Genomic DNA, 18,703 nt, shown 5'->3' with positions numbered 1-18,703 from the left:
CCGGGGAGCTAAAACTACAGGTCTGATCAGCCGTGATTTTCCGGCTGCACCCGTTCCGTTTTTTGCTTGAGGAGTAACCCATGGTTGCCGCATTGCTTGATCGTCTTGGTGTGAATCCGGCCCTGTACCAAAACGGCAAAGTGCCGGTGCACTCGCCTATCGATGGCAGCCAGATTGCCGCCGTCAACTGGGAAGGCGCCGCTGAAGTCGAGCAGCACATCAGTCGCGCAGATCATGCGTTCGAACTGTGGCGCAAGGTTCCGGCGCCGCGCCGTGGCGAACTGGTGCGTCAACTGGGCGACATCCTGCGTGAATACAAGGCCGATCTCGGTGAACTGGTGTCCTGGGAAGCCGGCAAGATCACTCAGGAAGGTTTGGGTGAAGTTCAGGAAATGATCGATATCTGCGACTTCGCCGTCGGTCTGTCCCGCCAGTTGTACGGTTTGACCATCGCCTCCGAGCGTCCTGGTCACCACATGCGTGAAACCTGGCATCCGCTGGGTGTCGTTGGTGTGATCAGTGCCTTTAACTTCCCGGTCGCAGTCTGGGCCTGGAACACCACGCTGGCGCTGGTTTGCGGCAACCCGGTGATCTGGAAACCGTCGGAAAAAACCCCGCTCACCGCACTGGCTTGCCAGGCGTTGTTCGACCGTGTGCTGAAGAACTTCAGCGACGCTCCACCACACCTGAGCCAAGTCGTCATCGGTGGCCGCGATGCCGGTGAAGCGCTGGTCGATGACCCGCGTGTCGCGCTGGTCAGTGCCACCGGCAGCACCCGCATGGGGCGCGAAGTGGCGCCGAAAATCGCCGCACGTTTCGCCCGCAGCATCCTGGAGTTGGGCGGCAACAACGCGATGATCCTCGGCCCAAGCGCCGATCTGGACATGGCCGTTCGCGCCATCCTGTTCAGCGCCGTCGGCACCGCCGGCCAGCGTTGCACCACGTTGCGTCGCTTGATTGCTCACGAATCGGTCAAGGAAGAGATTGTCACCCGCCTCAAAGCCGCTTACTCCAAAGTGCGCATCGGCCATCCGCTGGAAGGCAACCTGATTGGTCCGCTGATCGACAAAAACAGCTTCGAGAACATGCAGGATGCGCTGGAGCAGGCCCTGAGCGAAGGCGGCAAGGTGTTCGGCGGCAAGCGTCAGCTGGAAGACAAATTCCCTAATGCTTACTACGTTTCGCCGGCCATTGTTGAAATGCCGGAGCAGAGCGATGTGGTGTGCCACGAAACTTTCGCGCCGATCCTCTACGTGGTCGGCTACAGCGATTTCCAGGAAGCGCTGCGATTGAACAACGCTGTACCGCAAGGCCTGTCCTCGTGCATCTTCACCACCGACGTGCGTGAGGCTGAGCAATTCATGTCGGCGGTGGGCAGTGACTGTGGCATTGCCAACGTCAACATCGGCCCGAGCGGCGCGGAAATCGGCGGTGCCTTCGGTGGTGAGAAAGAAACCGGCGGTGGTCGTGAATCCGGTTCCGATGCATGGCGCGGCTACATGCGTCGTCAGACCAACACCGTGAACTATTCGCTGGAGTTGCCGTTGGCTCAAGGGATCACGTTCGACTAAGTCTCGGTCGTACAGTGAGCCTCCTGTGGGAGCGAGCCTGCTCGCGATAGCGGTTTTTCAGTCGCATTGTTGCTGGATGTGCCGACGCTATCGCGAGCAGGCTCGCTCCCACATTTGAACTGTGTGTTGGTTAGGTTTCAGTTGGAGTCTGGCAATGCCGTTACGCGAAGAGTGTCTGTGGGAAAAACTGACGCCGCAAAGGCCCGACAACTCGGCGCTCAAGGGTGAAGTAAAAGTCGATGTCTGCGTCATCGGCGCCGGTTTCACCGGGCTGTCGGCGGCGGTGCATTTGCTGGAGCAAGGCAAGACGGTTTGTGTGCTGGAGGCCCATCGCGCCGGGCATGGCGGCTCAGGGCGCAACGTCGGTTTGGTGAATGCCGGGATGTGGATTCCACCGGACGAAATCGAAGCCGGGTTCGGCGAAGAGGTTGGCAGCCAGCTCAACCGCATGCTCGGTGCGGCGCCGTCCCTGGTTTTCAGTCTTGTGGATAAGTACAACATCGATTGCCAGCTCCGCCGCGAAGGCACGCTGCACATGGCGCACAACGCCCGTGGCGAAGCGGATCTGCGCAGTCGTGAAGAACAATGGAAACGCCGTGGAGCGCCGGTTGAATTGCTCACCGGCCAAGCCTGTGAGCAAGCCACGGGCACCAAGAAAATCGCCGCCGCGTTGCTCGATCGCCGTGCTGGCACGATCAATCCGATGGCCTACACGACGGGGCTGGCCAAAGCGGCCATCGGCCTCGGCGGTCAATTATTCGATCATTCCCCAGTGACCCGACTCGAACGTCAGGGCCAGCGCTGGTCGGTGCAAACCGCGCAGGGCTCGGTGCTGGCCGAGCAAGTGGTGATTGCTTCCAACGCTTACACCGAGGGCGCGTGGACCGAGCTGCGGCGCAATTTCTTCCCCGGCTATTACTACCAGGTGGCGTCGGTGCCGCTGACCGAAGACGCTGCGCAGCAAATCCTGCCCGGTGGCCAGGGATCCTGGGACACTCGCCAGGTGCTCAGTAGTATTCGTCGGGATAAGGATGGTCGTCTGTTGCTCGGCAGTCTGGGCAACGGCAATCAAAAGCCGACATGGTTCCTCAAGGCCTGGGCCGATCGAGTCCAGCGGCATTACTTTCCCTATCTAAAACCGGTGGAATGGGAGTGCACCTGGACCGGTTGCATCGCGTTTACGCCCGATCATTTGATGCGCCTGTTCGAACCGGCGCCCGGTTTAGTGGCAGTCACCGGTTACAACGGTCGGGGCGTGACCACGGGCACTGTAGTTGGCAAAGCCTTCGCCGATTATTTGTGTAACGGAAATCCTCAGGCGCTACCGATTCCATTCGCCCCCATGCAGCCATTGGCCGGGGTGGGGTTGCGCAGCTGCTTGTATGAGGCAGGGTTTTCGCTGTATCACGCAGGCCAGTGCTTGCGCATCGTGATTTGATTGTAGAAATTTGTTGCTGGAAGCGGCGCTTTTTAGTCTAGCGACTAGCCTGTAGTGGTGCGGGTTGTAGCAGTTGCGCACCAGTAGTGTGCAGTTCGGTGACGCGCGTTGTTACAGGCTGGTTGCACGCCGTTTGGTGTGGGGGTTGCAATGATGGCACGGGAGGGTTGCACCGCAAAAATCAATTGGTTTCACCTTCAGCGGTTTAGACGGTTGCACGCTCAATGAAAATGGGCCCGAAACAGTCGAAATAACAATAAAGCAGCGACTTTTTTCAGAATAAAAAACCGATGGCACAACACTTGCTCTGAGCATTCAGTGAAGTCGCAGTGCCAATTAAAAAAAACCTTGGAGCACCACCTCATGTCCCAGACGTTTTACAAGAAAGGCTTTCTGGCCCTCGCAGTGGCAACTGCGTTGGGTGTTTCTGCGTTTGCTCAGGCTGACATCAAGATCGGCGTAGCGGGTCCAATGACGGGCGCCAACGCGGCATTTGGCGAGCAGTACATGAAGGGTGCACAGGCAGCGGCCGACGCGGTCAACGCAGCGGGCGGCGTAAACGGGGAAAAAATCGTACTGGTCAAGGGCGATGACGCCTGCGAACCGAAACAGGCTGTGACGGTCGCCAAGGACCTGACCAACCAGAAAGTCGCTGGCGTGGTCGGTCACTTCTGCTCCTCGTCGACCATCCCGGCTTCGGAGATCTACGACGAAGCGGGCATCATCGCCATCACTCCAGGTTCCACCAACCCGGCTGTTACCGAGCGCGGCCTGAGCGCCATGTTCCGTATGTGCGGTCGTGATGACCAGCAAGGCATCGTGGCCGGCGACTACATCGTCGACGTGCTCAAGGGCAAGAAGGTTGTCGTGCTGCACGACAAGGACACCTACGGTCAAGGCCTGGCTGATGCCACCAAGGCTCAACTGGTCAAGCGCGGCGTAACGCCAGTGCTGTACGAAGGCCTGACCCGTGGCGAGAAAGACTTCAGCACCATCGTCACCAAGATCCGCGGTGCTGGCGCCGACGTCGTCTACTTCGGTGGCCTGCACCCGGAAGCCGGTCCTCTGGTTCGCCAACTGCGTGAACAAGGCCTGAAAGACGTCAAGTTCATGTCCGACGACGGCATCGTGACCGACGAACTGGTGACCACCGCTGGCGGTCCACAATTCGTCGACGGCGTGCTGATGACCTTCGGCGCCGACCCACGCCTGCTACCAGACAGCAAGGCCGTGGTAGACGCCTTCCGCAAGGCCGGTACCGAGCCTGAAGGCTACACCCTGTACGCCTACGCTTCGGTCCAGACCCTGGCTGCCGCCTTCAACGGCGCCAAGTCCAACAAGGGCGAAGAAGCGGCTGCGTGGCTGAAGAAAAACCCGGTCAAGACCGTCATGGGCGAGAAGACCTGGGACAGCAAGGGCGACCTGAAAGTCTCCGACTACGTGGTTTACCAGTGGGACAAGGACGGCAAATATCACCAGCTGGAAAAACAGAAGTAAGGGCTGACTCGATCGCCTGACCCACGTTGACCACTTGTAGGCGCGGGCTTGCCCGCGATGGGGCCAGATCAGTCGACATCAATGTTGGCTGATGCACCGCTATCGCTGGCAAGCCAGCCCCTACAGGTGGGTGGTGGCTTGCCTGATCGTGTTTGACATTGCTCCGACGTAAATCTGTATTTTCCTTAGAAGAACCGCATCCCCACAGGTGTGCAGGTTCTCATTGCGTGAGATTGCGTTATGGATGGTATTTTCCTGCAGCAACTGGTCAATGGCCTGACCCTCGGGTCGGTCTATGGCCTGATCGCCATCGGCTACACAATGGTCTATGGCATCATCGGCATGATCAACTTCGCCCACGGCGAGGTTTATATGATTTCCGCTTACCTCGCGGCGATCAGTCTGGCTCTGCTGGCATACTTCGGTATTGAATCCTTCCCGCTACTGATGCTCGGAACCCTGATCTTTACCATCGTCGTCACGGCGGTATATGGCTGGGTCATCGAGCGCGTCGCCTACAAACCCCTGCGTAACTCCACCCGACTGGCACCGTTGATCAGCGCCATCGGTATTTCGCTGATCCTGCAAAACTATGCACAGATCGCTCAAGGCGCGAAGCAACAAGGTGTTCCTACCTTGCTGACCGGTGCCTGGCGCGTCGAGATCGGCACAGGTTTCGTGCAGTTGACGTACACCAAGGTCTTCATTCTGGTCGCCGCGTTTGCCGGGATGGCCGCGCTGACCTACATCATCAAGTACACCAAGCTCGGCCGCATGTGCCGCGCAACCCAGCAAGACCGCAAGATGGCCTCGATCCTTGGGATCAACACCGACAGGGTGATTTCCTATGTGTTCATCATCGGTGCAGCGATGGCGGCCCTGGCCGGCGTGCTGATCACCATGAACTACGGCACATTCGACTTCTATGCCGGCTTCATCATCGGTATCAAGGCGTTCACCGCCGCGGTACTCGGCGGGATTGGCTCGCTGCCTGGCGCCATGCTCGGCGGGATCATCCTCGGGATTTCCGAGTCGCTGTTCTCTGGTCTGGTCAACTCGGACTACAAAGACGTTTTCAGCTTCTCGCTGCTGGTTCTCGTTCTGGTCTTTCGGCCTCAAGGCCTGCTCGGCCGTCCTCTTGTGTCGAAGGTGTAAGCGATGTCTTCAACCACTAAAAAAACCATTGATCTCAAGAAAAGTCTGGTTGATGCGATTCTTGCCGGCCTCATTGCCCTGATCGTGTTCGGGCCGATTGTCGGCGTCGTACTCGATGGCTATGGCTTCAACCTGGAAACTACCCGGGTAGCATGGATTGTCGCCATCGTCATGGCTGGTCGTTTTGCTCTGAGCATGTTTCTGCAAACTCCCAAGGGACTGAGAATCCTCGAGGGTTTTGAATCCACCGGTTCCGGGGTTCATGTTCTGGCGCCCGATTACAAATCCCGCCTGCGATGGATCATCCCGCTGGTTATCGTCATCGCTGTGGTGTTCCCATTCTTCTCCAACTCCTATCTGCTGGGCGTGGTCATCCTCGGACTCATCTACGTACTGCTGGGCCTGGGCCTGAACATCGTGGTTGGCCTGGCCGGCTTGCTCGACCTCGGTTACGTGGCGTTCTATGCCATCGGCGCCTATGGCCTGGCACTCGGTTACCAATACCTGGGACTGGGCTTCTGGACGGTGCTGCCATTGGCGGCGATCACTGCCGGGCTGGCCGGTTGCATCCTCGGTTTTCCGGTGCTGCGATTGCACGGTGACTACCTGGCAATCGTGACCCTGGGCTTCGGTGAAATCATTCGCCTGATCCTCAACAACTGGCTGTCGTTGACTGGCGGCCCGAACGGTATGCCGGCTCCATTGCCAACTTTCTTTGGCCTGGAATTCGGTAAAAGAGCGAAGGATGGCGGCGTGCCGTTCCATGAGTTCTTCGGCATCGCCTACAACCCTGACGTGAAGTACTACTTCATCTACGCGGTGTTGTTCCTGGTGGTGCTGGCTGTGCTGTACATCAAGCATCGTCTGGTGAAAATGCCGGTTGGCCGTGCCTGGGAAGCGTTGCGTGAAGACGAAATCGCTTGCCGTTCCATGGGCCTGAACCACGTACTGGTCAAGCTCTCCGCGTTCACCATTGGCGCCTCGACTGCAGGCCTGGCCGGTGTGTTCTTTGCCACCTATCAAGGCTTCGTCAACCCGACCTCGTTCACCTTCTTCGAATCGGCGCTGATCCTCGCCATCGTGGTACTCGGCGGGATGGGCTCGACCATTGGTGTGGTGATTGCGGCCTTCGTATTGACCGTCGCTCCGGAACTGCTGCGTGGTTTCGCCGAATACCGCGTGCTGCTGTTCGGCATCCTGATGGTGTTGATGATGATCTGGCGACCGCGCGGCCTGATTCGGATCAGCCGTACCGGTGTGACCCCGCGTAAAGGAGTAGCGCCATGAGCGAAGTCGTACTCTCCGTAGAGAAGCTGATGATGCACTTCGGCGGCATCAAGGCGCTGAATGATGTGAGCCTGAAGGTCAACCGCAACTCGATCTTCGCCCTGATCGGCCCCAACGGCGCCGGCAAGACCACCGTGTTCAACTGCCTGACCGGGTTCTACAAGGCCTCCGGCGGCAAGATTGAACTCAACGTGCGCGGTCAACAAACCAACGTCATCCAGTTGCTGGGGGAGTCGTTCAAGCCGACCGATTTCGTCTCGCCAAAAAACTTTATCACCCGGCTGCGCTACAAGATGTTTGGCGGCACCCACCTGGTGAACCGTGCCGGGCTGGCTCGGACTTTCCAGAACATTCGCCTGTTCAAGGAAATGTCAGTGCTGGAAAACCTGCTGGTGGCCCAGCACATGTGGGTCAACCGCAGCATGTTGGCCGGCATCCTCAACACCAAGGGCTACCGCAAGGCCGAAAGCGATGCGCTGGACCATGCGTTTTACTGGCTGGAAGTGGTGGATCTGGTGGACTGCGCCAACCGTCTGGCCGGCGAACTGTCCTACGGCCAGCAACGTCGCCTGGAGATTGCCCGGGCCATGTGTACCCGTCCGCAGATCATCTGCCTCGACGAACCGGCGGCCGGCCTCAACCCTCAGGAAACCGAAGCGCTGAGCGCGATGATCCGTCTGCTGCGCGACGAGCACGATCTGACCGTGGTGCTGATCGAACACGACATGGGCATGGTAATGAGTATTTCCGATCACATCGTGGTGCTGGACCACGGCATCGTCATCGCCGAGGGCGGCCCCGACGACATCCGCAACGACCCGAAAGTGATTGCCGCGTACCTGGGCGCCGATGAAGAGGAGCTCGTATGACTAACGGTGCCATTCTCGAACTCAAGGAGCTGGATGTGTTTTACGGGCCGATCCAGGCCCTGAAGAAAGTCTCGCTGCACATCAATGAAGGTGAAACCGTCAGTCTTATCGGTTCCAACGGCGCCGGCAAGTCGACCCTGCTGATGTCGATCTTCGGCCAGCCACGGGCGGCGAGCGGTCAGATCCTCTATCAAGGTGTGGATATCACTCACAAGTCATCCCACTACATTGCTTCCAACGGCATCGCGCAATCGCCGGAAGGGCGGCGAGTTTTCCCCGACATGACCGTCGAGGAAAACCTGCTGATGGGCACCATCCCGATCGGTGACAAGTACGCCAAGGAAGACATGCAGCGCATGTTCGAGCTGTTCCCGCGGCTCGAAGAGCGGCGTACTCAGCGGGCCATGACCATGTCCGGGGGCGAACAGCAAATGCTCGCCATCGCCCGGGCGCTCATGAGCCGGCCGAAACTGTTGCTGCTCGACGAGCCGAGCCTGGGCCTTGCACCGATCGTGGTGAAACAGATCTTCGCGACACTGCGGGAACTGGCCAAGACCGGCATGACCATCTTTCTGGTGGAGCAGAACGCCAACCACGCCCTACGGTTGTCGGATCGGGCGTACGTGATGGTCAACGGCGAAATTCGCATGACCGGCACGGGCAAGGAACTGCTGGTTAATGAGGATGTGCGTAACGCCTATCTTGGCGGGCACTAAACTTCAGCGACCAATGAAAACGCCCTGACGCAATCAGGGCGTTTTTTTATGCCCGAATTAAAACGCGGTTTGTGTTAAGGGGAAATTGTGGAAAACAAAATTGACGACCTCCCAAACCGCGACATAAAGCCGCTGCAAATAGTTGTTTTGTCACGCTTTTGACTTGTCCCCGTTTACTGTGGAGCTGGCTGTGAATAACGTGGGAGTAGCTGGCTGGAGGCCTTTGAAACCGTGGCTTTCAGCAGGGCGGTTGTTTTTTGATCAGGCATTTTTGCGGAGCCATGAGGCGGCTTTGTCAACCTTTTTGTAAGAGCCGAAAAGGCGCTGGGCGGGCCTGGATAAGCCTGTGGATAAGTCTGTGGTTAAACTCTGGAAAGACTCGGCTGAAGGCCGTCGTTGCTGGCTTGGCGCCATCGCCGGTTTGACTGCCCGGCCGGATAAATAGCCATGGGCTACACAGCAGGCCAATGAGGGTCAAGCAAAAAAATTTCAAAATCCCTCGCAAAGCCTTGTGCACAGCGGCTTACAGCTTTCCCACTTGCCCCCAAAGACTGTGGATCGGCCTGTGGATAAGGTGCGTGCACATGTCTACAGGCCACGGTAAACAAGGCGAAGCAAGCTTTGATCGTTTTTTGAACAGGCGGTGTGATGGTTGCCGCTGTGGGCAAGGCCGGGCATGCTGCCTGCTGATTTTCTATTCCAATGGCTGCCGATCAGCCGAAGCAAGGAGAACACGATGTCCAACACCCTGTTTATTACCGGCGCGACCTCCGGTTTTGGTGAAGCCTGTGCCCGCCGTTTTGCCGAGGCCGGCTGGAAACTGGTGCTGACCGGCCGTCGTGAAGAACGCCTCAATGCGCTGTGCACCGAATTGTCCAAGCAGACCGAAGTGCATGGTCTGGTGCTCGATGTGCGCGACCGCAAAGCCATGGAAGAAGCCATCGCCAACCTGCCGCCGTCCTTCGCCAAACTGCGCGGGCTGATCAACAACGCTGGCCTGGCCCTGGGCGTTGACCCGGCGCCCAAATGCGACCTGGATGACTGGGACACCATGGTCGACACCAACATCAAAGGCCTGATGTACAGCACTCGTCTGCTGTTGCCGCGGCTGATCGCCCACGGTCGTGGCGCCGGCATCGTCAACCTGGGCTCCGTGGCGGGCAACTATCCGTACCCGGGCAGCCACGTGTATGGCGCAACCAAGGCGTTCGTCAAACAGTTCTCCTTGAACCTGCGCTGCGACCTGCAAGGCACGGGCGTGCGAGTCAGCAACATCGAGCCGGGCCTGTGTGAGAGCGAGTTCTCGCTGGTGCGTTTTGCTGGTGACCAGGAGCGTTACAACGCGACCTACGCCGGCGCCGAGCCCATCCAGCCGCAGGACATTGCCGATACCATTTTCTGGGTACTCAATGCGCCGGCGCATATCAACATCAACAGCCTCGAGCTAATGCCGGTTAGTCAGAGCTGGGCCGGGTTTGCTATTGAGCGTAAGTCTTAAGACTGCGTAACGACCTTTCGCGAGCAGGCTCGCTCCCACAGGGTTCGCGTTGAACCTGTGGGAGCGAGCCTGCTCGCGATAGGGTCGGGCCAGACAAATCTGGACATCAGCTAGACTCCTCTCTCAAGCAGCCCGTCAAGCGCGGCGGTCTAGAGGTATTCGAGGGGATCAAGTGAGTAATCGAGGCGAGCAGTCACTGCTCAAACAATCGACCTTCCTGATGCTCGCCGTGACATTCGCCGGGATCATCACCGGTTTTGTGTCGGGCGCCCAATCCATCCTGTTCGATGGCTTCTTTTCGTTAATTGCGGCCTTCATCAAGGTCCTGATGCTGATCACCGCCCGGCTGATCGCCAAGGAAAGCAATCAGCGCTTCCAGTTCGGTTCCTGGCATCTGGAACCCATGGTGCTGGTGATCGAAGGCAGTTTCATATTCCTCGTAGCCGTCTATGCCTTTCTCAACGGCGTGTTCGGCATCATCAGTGGTGGCCGCGAGGTCGAACTGGGGCTGGTGATCTTCTACGCGGCGTTCTTCACTGTCGTTGAACTCATTTATTTCTTCTACGTCCGCCAACGCAATCGCACACTCAAATCATCGCTGATCCAGTTCGACAACATCAGTTGGCTAGTGGACGCGATGCTGTCGGCGGGGCTGCTGGTGAGCTTCCTCATCGCGCTGCTGCTCAAGACTCAGGGTTACGACAACTGGGCGGTGTATGTCGATCCGATGATTCTGATTCTGCTGGCCTTGGGCATGCTTCCTCCGGCGTTCAAAATCCTCGGGCCGGCATTGCGCGATGTATTGGGGATTGTCCCGGATCAACTGGACGACAAGGTAAACCAGGTGCTGGCGGCGGCGAAGATCGAGCACGGTTTCGACGATTACATTTCCTACGTGCAAAAACACGGACGGGCCTGTTTTATCGAGATTCACATTGTGTTGCCGACGGACTATCGGCTGCACAGCGTGGTGCAACTGGATGCACTGCGGGAGGAGATTTCCGCGAAGCTCGGCAAGCCTGATGCGGCGCGATGGCTGACCATCAGTTTTACCGGGGACAGGAAGTGGATTGCGTGATGGGTCAGCGAAGATATTCCGCCAACCCGTGATAACACGTCGCCAAGTGATACGGTGTGGTCGACGGCATGTCCCGACGGCTCACTTCACCGTGCTCGTCACGGCACTCATACCAGCCGCCTGCGTGCAGCGAACGCTGTTGCAATGCCTGCAATTGACGCAACACCAGAGCCTCACTGCCCGGCCGCAACGTCAAGGCGCGCAGGTATTCGGCCTGGGCCCAGATCCGTTGCGTGGCATCTCGCGATCCGCCATTGGGCCCCAAGTCCAGCATGGCCCGTACGGCGCCGGTCTGTTGATCGACGCCCAGTTGTTCGGTGAAGGCAAAGGCGCGCTCAAGTGACGCGTGCAGTTTTGAGCCGCGCAGCAGATCAGACGACTCCAGCAGGAAATACCACTCGAACTGATGACCCGGTTCAAACCAGTTATCCACAGCACCTAGCGGTTTTTCCATCAGCACGCCGTGCTGCGGTTCGATGAATCGCTTCTGCATCGCTGTGCATAACTCGATGAGCGCCCGTTGTACGGCGAGGTCCTCACGCACCGACAACGTCGCGAGGAAGGCTTCGGCGAGGTGCATCAGCGGGTTTTGCAAGGGGCCGCTGTTGAGCGATGACCAGTCACGGTCGAGGCTGGCTTCGTAGAGACCGTCCCCGGTGGAGAAACGCCGCGCGATGACTTCCAGGGCGGCGTTGAGCACCGACTCCACCAGTGGCTCGCGCACCTTGTCCCAGTAATGGGCGCAGGCGAACAGGATAAAGGCGTGGGTGTAGAGGTCTTTGCGTTGATCCAGCGGCGCTCCTTGCGGATCGATGCTGTAGAACCAGCCGCCGTGTTCGGCGTCGTGGAAATGCCGCTGCAAGGAACGGAACAGCGCCGCCGCCCGTTCTTCGGCGTCCGGCACCTGCCCGATCAGGCTGGCGAACAGATACAGCTGCCGCGCGCAGGCCATCGCCCGGTAGCGCTGTGGTGGCAGCGGTTGGTGCTCGGCATCCAGCGCCTCGTAGGGCAGCGCCATGTCGGCATTCCAGCCCGGACCTTGCCAGAGCGGCACGATCACGTCCTGGAAGTGCTGTTGCACCGAGGCAAACAGGGCGGTCAGTTCAGGCTGGGAGGCGGAGCGGGAAACAGGCGGCATTGGCTGGCGTCGTCACGGCAGGGGTTGATTGCGCGACATGTTAGCAGGCCTGAGAGGTGTGTTGTCTTTCAGGCCGTCATCGCGAGCAGGCTCGCTCCCACAGGTTAAGTGCAAATCCCTGTGGGAGCTGGCTTGCCAGCGATGAGGCCCTAACAGGCGCTAAGGAAATCAGCCGGCCAACAACCAAACCCCGGTCGCCGCCGAAGCCGCCCCCGCCAGTCGAACCAACGGCGCAGCCGCCTGCGGCAACACTCGCACGAGCGCATATCCCGCCGCATGCAACGCCGCTGTCGCCGCCACGAATCCTGCGGCATACGCCCAAGGGCTGGTCATGTCCGGCAGCTCCAGACCATGCGCCACACCATGGAACAGCGCAAACAGCGCCGTCGCTCCCACTGCAACGCTTAACGGCGGACGGACCGCCAAAGCCACCGCCAGGCCCAGCGCCAGCACAGACGCAGCAATCCCGCCTTCCAGCGCTGGCAGGTCCAGCCCTTCAAAACCCAGCAACCCACCGATCAGCATGGTGCCGACGAATGTGCACGGCAGCGCCCAACGCGCTGCGCCTTTCTGCTGCGCCGCCCACAGGCCAACTGCGAGCATCGCCAGCAAGTGGTCGAGGCCGCCGATCGGGTGGCTGATGCCGGCGATCAAGCCGTTGTCGCCGTGCCCCGGGTGGGCGAAGGCGATGGCTGGGGTCAGCAGGAGGGCCATGGCGCCCAGGATGCGTTTCAGTGTCATGGATAAGCTTCCTTGTTGATAAGTGTCGGTCAGGCGGCGGTCAGCAGACCCTGGCGTTCGATGAAGGCAATGATGTCCTCCAGACCCTGGCCGGTTTTCTGGTTGCTGAAGACGAATGGCTTGCCGTTGCGCATGCGCGTGGTGTCGCTGTCCATTAGCGTCAACGACGCTCCCACCAACGGCGCGAGGTCGATCTTGTTGATCACCAGCAAATCGGATTTGCAGATACCCGGTCCGCCCTTGCGCGGTAACTTGTCGCCGGCGGAGACGTCAATCACGTAGATGGTCAGGTCGGACAGTTCGGGACTGAAAGTCGCCGAGAGGTTGTCGCCACCGGACTCCACCAGAATCAGGTCCAGCCCCGGAAAGCGGCGGTTGAGCTGGTCCACGGCTTCGAGGTTGATCGAGGCGTCTTCGCGGATGGCAGTGTGCGGGCAACCGCCGGTTTCGACGCCGATGATGCGCTCCGGCGCCAGCGCTTCGTTACGCACCAGAAAGTCGGCGTCTTCGCGGGTGTAGATGTCGTTGGTCACGACGGCCAGGTTGTAACGGTCGCGCAGGGCCAGGCACAGGGCCAGGGTCAGGGCGGTTTTGCCGGAGCCGACCGGGCCGCCGATGCCGACGCGCAGAGGTTGTGTGTTCATGTGATTCTCCAAAGTAACGGGCCCTAGGAACGGAAGAGGCGGCTGTACTGGCGCTCGTGGGCCATACACGCCAGGGACAGGCCGAAAGCGGCGCTGCCAAAGTGTTCGGGGTGGATTCGGGTGGCGTTTTGCTGGGCTTGTTGCAGCAGCGGCAGCAGTTCGCTGGTCAGGCGCTGGGCGGCTTGCTGGCCCAGCGGCAGGGTTTTCATCAGTACTGCCAATTGGTTTTCCAGCCAGCTCCAGAGCCACGCGGCCAGTGCATCCTGCGGGTTGATCTGCCAGGCACGAGCGGCCAGCGCCCAGCCGAGGGCCAGATGCGGTTCCGGGCGTTGTTCGAGGAAGGCGCGGGCCGGCGCGTCCAGTTCCGGCAAACCGTTGAGCAGTTGTTGCAGGGAATAGCCCATCTGGCGGCTCTCCTGATGCAGCTCGCGGGTTTCCCGGCTGGCGCGGTGATCTTCGCAGCGCTGCAGCAGTTCGCTCCAGTTTTCCTCGGCGGCGGCCACGCAATGGGCGAGCAGCAGCGGAGCCTCGAAGCGCGCCAGGTTCAGCAGCAATTGATCGCTGATCCAGCGCCGCGCGCTGTCGGGGTCGTGCACGCGACCGTTCTCCACCGCCATCTCCAGGCCCTGGGAATAGCTGTAGCCGCCAATCGGCAATTGCGGACTGGCCAGACGCAATAGCGCCCAGGCCGGGTTCATGGACGCACGCCGAACTGGTGCAATTTTGGCGGGTAGTTGAAATCTTCATCGCCGTGGCGCGAGTGGTGATGACCGCCGCCGTAAGCGCCGTGTTCCGGCTGGAACGGGGCTTCGATGTGTTCGGTGGTGGCGCCCAGTTGCTCGAGCATGGCCTTGAGCACGTAATCATCGAGCAGGCGCAACCAGCCATCGCCGACTTGCAGGGCGACGTGGCGATTGCCCAAGTGATAGGCGGCGCGGGTCAGTTCGAAGGCATTGGCGCAGGTGACGTGCAACAGTTGTTCGGGTCGGGCGCAAACGCGCACGATGCGCCCGTCTTCGGCTTGCAGGCATTCGCCGTCATGCAGTGGCGGTTGCCCGCGCTCCAAAAACAAACCGACGTCTTCGCCCTCGGCACTGAAACAGCGCAAACGACTCTTGCTCCGGGCTTCGAAGGTCAGGTGCAACTCGGCGGCCCAGACGGGTTGAGGGTCGATTCTGCGATGAATCACCAGCATCAGAAAACTTCCAGCAATGGACAATGCTCAGGCTAGAGCAAGGGCCTTGCCAATCGCGGGGAATTGTAGGAAATGCCTGTGGGAAAGGTAGGATGAGGTTAGGTCGGGCGCGGGTTTTGGGTGATGTTGGTGCGTAGAGTTTTTAATGTGCACCAAATTGCGGCGCACAAAAAAAGATCGCTGCCTGCGCCAGCTCCTACAGAATTACTGAATCTGTGTAGGAGCTGGCGCAGGCTGCGATCTTTTAGGGCATCACTCGGTACTGCCGAGCCCTTGCCAATGCTTCAACCCAATAAAGATAAACCGCAGCTGCTGGGTAATCTTCGCCTGGGGTGTCAAATGCTCAGGCAACGCCTCGGCCGGCGGGTCGATGATGTCCGGCAATGTAGCGAAAACGCTTTTGACGATCAGGTCCGCCATGACACTCAGGCCGGCGATGTCCAGGTGTTGCAGTTTCGGCATCAACGACAAATCGGCCGCCAGGTCCGAGCTGATGTTTTCGCGCAGACGGCCGATGGCCAGCCGCACCGGCAACGAGCCGCCGTACTGTTCGCGGGCGAGAAACAGAAATTGCGAACGGTTGGCCGATACCACGTCGAGAAAGATCCGCACCGACGCATCAATGATGCCGCCCATCACGAACTCGTTGTGTCGCACCAGGCGGATGGTTTCGCGGAAGGTCTGGCCGACTTCACTCACCAGCACCAGGCCCAACTGATCCATATCGGCGAAATGCCGGTAGAAACCGGTAGGGACGATCCCGGCCGTTTTCGCCACTTCGCGCAGGCTCAGGCTGCCGAATCCTCGGCCGCCTTCCATCAAATGGCGGGCAGCGTCCATCAGGGCGTTTCGGGTCTGTTGTTTCTGTTCGGCGCGGGGCAGCATCGCAGGGGCGTTTTCTGAAGTAGGACAGCGGCGCACTCTAGCAAATCGGCTTTGCCGGCGTCGAACGACGATGGGGGAATAAGCGGGGGAATGGCGCGGCTTCTATTAAGTAAACAGCCAGAAAATCAAAAGCCCAATCCGGTGATTGGGCTTTTTTTCAGGGCCGCCATGGGCTTAGCTCGTAGCGCTGTTGCGTTCGATTACACGATCACCACCGCCTTCGGCGAGGGTTTGGCCTGGGGTGCGATCAGAACCGTCAGCAGCAACAGTTTTACCTTGTGGAGTCTGGTCGTAGCCGTCTTCAGTGATCAGGTTTTTTTCTTTCAGGCGGTCGTTACCACCTTCGGCCAGCGTTTGACCAGGGGTGCGGTCGGAACCATCGGCGGCGACGGTTTGGCTGAATACCGAGTGAGAGTCTTTAACTTGCGGGGTGGCCTGTTCAGCCGCTGGCAGAGCAAAAGCGCTGCTGGCCAGCAATGAAAGGGTAAGGCTAAGTAGAAGTTGGCGTTTCATGATGGGGTGCTCCGTAGGAGGGCAATAAATTGGGTACGAGGGCAATGCTACTCTCGATAAGTCGATATAAAAGTTCATAAACGCAATGTTAATAATCAACGGAATTGATTGTTCTCTGCAGCCCTTGTAAACCGGGCGTTTCTGGCCGCTGCTTTTGCACGGAGATGGGTATTTTCGACTCACTCGCGCCTCGCAAAAGTGCGGAGCCGGTAACGCTAGAGAGAGGGGAAAGGCGAATTCGACCGGTCAATTACGTCAAAAACGGTTTTTCGATTAAACCTGCGGGCCGTTTGCCAGTCGTAGATGTCATAGCGGGCCGGTTCTGGCCCAGCGTTTTCATGGGCGTCGCGGTCGAGGCGTTCAGTCGTATCAGGAGCCCTGTGCAATGACGCGCACTCGTAAAGTTCTCGCCTGGACCTTCACCAGCCTTGTTGTCTTGTTGGCGGTGCTGGTGCTGGTCATCGTGTTCTTCGATTGGAACCGAATCAAACCACCCCTCAACGCCAAGGTTTCCGAGGAACTGCACCGCCCATTCGCCATCAACGGCAACCTGGCAGTGGTCTGGCGCCGCGAGATCGGCGAGGGCGGCTGGCGATCCTGGGTGCCGTGGCCGCATGTGGTGGCCGAAGACTTGAGCCTGGGCAATCCGGACTGGTCGAAAACGCCACAGATGGCCACGCTCAAACGCGTCGAGCTGCGTATCTCGCCGCTGGCCTTGCTGGCTCAGCGCGTGGTGATCCCGCGCATCGACCTCACCGAACCCAATGCCGAGCTGCAACGCCTTGCTGACGGTCGCGCCAACTGGACGTTCAAGTTCGATCCGAAAGACCCGAACGCCGAACCTTCTCCGTGGGTAGTGGACATCGGCGCGATCGGCTTCGATAAGGGCCACGTCACCCTCGACGATCAAAGCTTGAAGACTCAACTCGACCTGCTGATCGACCCGCTCGGCAAGCCGATCCCGTTCAGCGATATCGTCGGTGACAAAGCCGCGAAAACCGTGCAGGAGAAGGGCAATGCGCCCCAGGACTACGCTTTCGCGTTGAAGGTCAAAGGTCAGTATCGCGGCCAGAAACTCACGGGGCAGGGCAAGATCGGCGGCTTGTTGGCCTTGCAGGATTCCGCCACGCCGTTTCCGTTGCAGGCTCAAGTGCAGATTGCCGACACCAGCGTCCAGCTCGCTGGCACCCTGACCGATCCGCTGAACCTCGGCGCTCTGGACCTGCGCCTGAAACTGGCCGGTACCAGCCTGGGCAATCTCTACCCGCTGACCGGCGTGATCCTGCCGGACACACCGCCCTATGCCACCGACGGTCACCTGATTGCCAAGTTGCATGAGCCGGGGGGCGCGGTGTTCCGCTATGAAGAGTTCAACGGCAAGATCGGCTCCAGCGATATCCATGGCAACCTGGCCTACGTTGCCAGTCAGCCGAGGCCAAAACTCAGTGGTTCGTTGCTGTCCAATCAACTTCTGTTTGCCGACCTGGCGCCACTGATCGGCGCCGACTCAAACGCCAAGCAAAAGGCCCGTGGCGGCGAGAGCAAGCAACCGGCGGACAAGGTTTTGCCGGTCGAAGAGTTCAAGACCGAGCGCTGGCGCGATATGGACGCTGATGTCGAGTTCACCGGCAAACGCATCGTCCACAGCGAAAAACTGCCATTCAATGATCTTTACACGCACCTGGTGCTCACCGATGGCGTGCTCAGCCTCGAGCCGCTGCGCTTCGGCGTAGCCGGGGGCAAGCTGGATGCTCAAATTCGCCTGGACGGTCACACCGATCCCCTGGAAGGCAAGGCCAAACTCACCGCGCGCGGTTTCAAGCTCAAACAGTTGTTCCCGACCTTTGAACCGATGAAAACCAGTTTCGGCGAGCTCAATGGCGATGCCGACATCAGCGGTCGCGGTAACTCAGTGGCGAAATTGCTGGGCAGCGCCAATGGCAATCTGAAAATGCTGATCAACGACGGCGCCATCAGTCGCGAGTTGATGGAGCTGGCCGGTCTGAACGTCGGCAACTATGTAGTCGGGCGGATTTTTGGTGACAAAGAAGTGAAGATCAACTGCGCCGCCGCTGACTTAGATATCAAAAGCGGTCTGGCTAGCACCCGGTTGTTTGTCTTCGATACCGAGAACGCGATCGTCTACATCGATGGCACCGTGAACATGGCGACAGAACAACTGGACCTGACCATCACCCCGGAATCCAAAGGCTGGCGCTTGATTTCATTGCGTTCGCCACTGTACGTGCGGGGTAAGTTCATCAAGCCTGATGCGGGTGTGAAGGCGGTGCCATTGATGTTGCGCGGGGCCGGGATGGTGGCGCTCGGCGTGATTGCCGCGCCGGCGGCAGGTTTGCTGGCGTTGGTGGCACCGAGCGGGGGCGAGCCGAACCAGTGTGCGCCGCTGCTGGAACAGATGAAGGCGGGCAAGGCGCCAGTAACCGTCAAACCCACCCGATAATCGGGCGTCTGTGCTGA

At 59.4% G+C, this 18,703-nt stretch carries 17 protein-coding genes; 10 read left to right on the top strand and 7 right to left on the bottom strand.

Translation table 11 applies throughout. The annotated features are described in order from the left end of the window. Nucleotides 1-80: 80 nt before the first annotated feature. The 9 genes from ABVN21_RS20765 to ABVN21_RS20725 all read left to right on the top strand — a co-directional run bounded on the left by ABVN21_RS20765 (nt 81) and on the right by ABVN21_RS20725 (nt 11,109). The gene (locus ABVN21_RS20765; RefSeq protein ID WP_339554293.1) at nt 81-1,571 is read left to right on the top strand and encodes an aldehyde dehydrogenase family protein; all 1,491 of its coding nucleotides are present in this window, start codon (nt 81-83) and stop codon (nt 1,569-1,571) included. A gap of 154 nt (nt 1,572-1,725) precedes the next feature. After that, nucleotides 1,726-3,009, top strand: a complete 1,284-nt coding sequence (locus ABVN21_RS20760) for an FAD-binding oxidoreductase (protein WP_339554292.1) — start codon at nt 1,726-1,728, stop codon at nt 3,007-3,009. Nucleotides 3,010-3,372: 363 nt separating this feature from the next. Next, nucleotides 3,373-4,506 carry an ABC transporter substrate-binding protein gene (locus ABVN21_RS20755; RefSeq protein WP_034149650.1) on the top strand — a complete coding sequence of 378 codons (1,134 nt, stop codon included), beginning with the start codon at nt 3,373-3,375 and terminating at the stop codon, nt 4,504-4,506. A gap of 240 nt (nt 4,507-4,746) precedes the next feature. After that, nucleotides 4,747-5,661, top strand: a complete 915-nt coding sequence (locus ABVN21_RS20750) for a branched-chain amino acid ABC transporter permease LivH (RefSeq protein ID WP_339554291.1) — start codon at nt 4,747-4,749, stop codon at nt 5,659-5,661. 3 nt (nt 5,662-5,664) lie between these two features. After that, complete coding sequence (gene livM / locus ABVN21_RS20745; protein WP_339554290.1) at nt 5,665-6,948, top strand: high-affinity branched-chain amino acid ABC transporter permease LivM; 1,284 nt, start codon at nt 5,665-5,667, stop codon at nt 6,946-6,948. Next, nucleotides 6,945-7,817 (top strand): ATP-binding cassette domain-containing protein, encoded by an 873-nt coding sequence (locus ABVN21_RS20740; RefSeq protein WP_339554289.1) that lies wholly within the window; start codon nt 6,945-6,947, stop codon nt 7,815-7,817. The genes livM and ABVN21_RS20740 overlap by 4 nt, the downstream gene beginning before the upstream one ends. Further along, entirely contained in the window at nt 7,814-8,533 is a 720-nt protein-coding gene (locus ABVN21_RS20735; RefSeq protein WP_339554288.1) for an ABC transporter ATP-binding protein, read from the top strand. Before ABVN21_RS20740 ends, ABVN21_RS20735 begins: the two co-directional genes overlap by 4 nt. Before the next feature lie 736 nt (nt 8,534-9,269). Next, the gene (locus ABVN21_RS20730; RefSeq protein ID WP_339554287.1) at nt 9,270-10,031 is read left to right on the top strand and encodes an SDR family oxidoreductase; all 762 of its coding nucleotides are present in this window, start codon (nt 9,270-9,272) and stop codon (nt 10,029-10,031) included. Nucleotides 10,032-10,203: 172 nt separating this feature from the next. After that, nucleotides 10,204-11,109, top strand: coding sequence for a cation transporter (locus tag ABVN21_RS20725; protein ID WP_339554286.1), 906 nt, complete (start codon nt 10,204-10,206; stop codon nt 11,107-11,109). Nucleotides 11,110-11,113: 4 nt separating this feature from the next. Here ABVN21_RS20725 and ABVN21_RS20720 read toward each other — a convergent pair whose 3' ends face one another. From ABVN21_RS20720 to ABVN21_RS20690, 7 genes are all read right to left on the bottom strand, one after another. Beyond that, the gene (locus ABVN21_RS20720) at nt 11,114-12,247 is read right to left on the bottom strand and encodes an AGE family epimerase/isomerase (RefSeq protein ID WP_339554285.1); all 1,134 of its coding nucleotides are present in this window, start codon (nt 12,245-12,247) and stop codon (nt 11,114-11,116) included. Between the two features lie 168 nt (nt 12,248-12,415). Next, on the bottom strand, nt 12,416-12,988 hold the full coding sequence (locus tag ABVN21_RS20715) for a HupE/UreJ family protein (RefSeq protein ID WP_339554284.1): 573 nt from the start codon (nt 12,986-12,988) through the stop codon (nt 12,416-12,418). 29 nt (nt 12,989-13,017) lie between these two features. Further along, nucleotides 13,018-13,632: an urease accessory protein UreG gene (ureG, locus tag ABVN21_RS20710; RefSeq protein ID WP_056852405.1), complete on the bottom strand. Its 615-nt coding sequence runs from the start codon at nt 13,630-13,632 to the stop codon at nt 13,018-13,020. 23 nt (nt 13,633-13,655) lie between these two features. After that, nucleotides 13,656-14,330: an urease accessory protein UreF gene (locus ABVN21_RS20705; protein WP_339554283.1), complete on the bottom strand. Its 675-nt coding sequence runs from the start codon at nt 14,328-14,330 to the stop codon at nt 13,656-13,658. Beyond that, on the bottom strand, nt 14,327-14,827 hold the full coding sequence (gene ureE, locus ABVN21_RS20700; RefSeq protein ID WP_339554282.1) for an urease accessory protein UreE: 501 nt from the start codon (nt 14,825-14,827) through the stop codon (nt 14,327-14,329). The genes ABVN21_RS20705 and ureE overlap by 4 nt, the downstream gene beginning before the upstream one ends. Before the next feature lie 252 nt (nt 14,828-15,079). Then, nucleotides 15,080-15,712 carry a TetR family transcriptional regulator gene (locus tag ABVN21_RS20695; protein ID WP_034149662.1) on the bottom strand — a complete coding sequence of 211 codons (633 nt, stop codon included), beginning with the start codon at nt 15,710-15,712 and terminating at the stop codon, nt 15,080-15,082. A 174-nt stretch (nt 15,713-15,886) separates the two neighbouring features. Then, entirely contained in the window at nt 15,887-16,225 is a 339-nt protein-coding gene (locus tag ABVN21_RS20690) for a hypothetical protein (protein WP_339554281.1), read from the bottom strand. A gap of 385 nt (nt 16,226-16,610) precedes the next feature. Here ABVN21_RS20690 and ABVN21_RS20685 point away from each other — a divergent pair, with 385 nt between their 5' ends. Then, nucleotides 16,611-18,686 carry an AsmA family protein gene (locus ABVN21_RS20685; protein WP_339554280.1) on the top strand — a complete coding sequence of 692 codons (2,076 nt, stop codon included), beginning with the start codon at nt 16,611-16,613 and terminating at the stop codon, nt 18,684-18,686. Nucleotides 18,687-18,703 lie beyond the last annotated feature (17 nt).

The sequence above is a fragment of the Pseudomonas sp. MYb327 genome, assembly GCF_040438925.1.
In the GTDB taxonomy this organism is placed as follows: Bacteria; Pseudomonadota; Gammaproteobacteria; order Pseudomonadales; family Pseudomonadaceae; genus Aquipseudomonas.
This window is presented reverse-complemented; position numbering and strand designations above follow the sequence as displayed.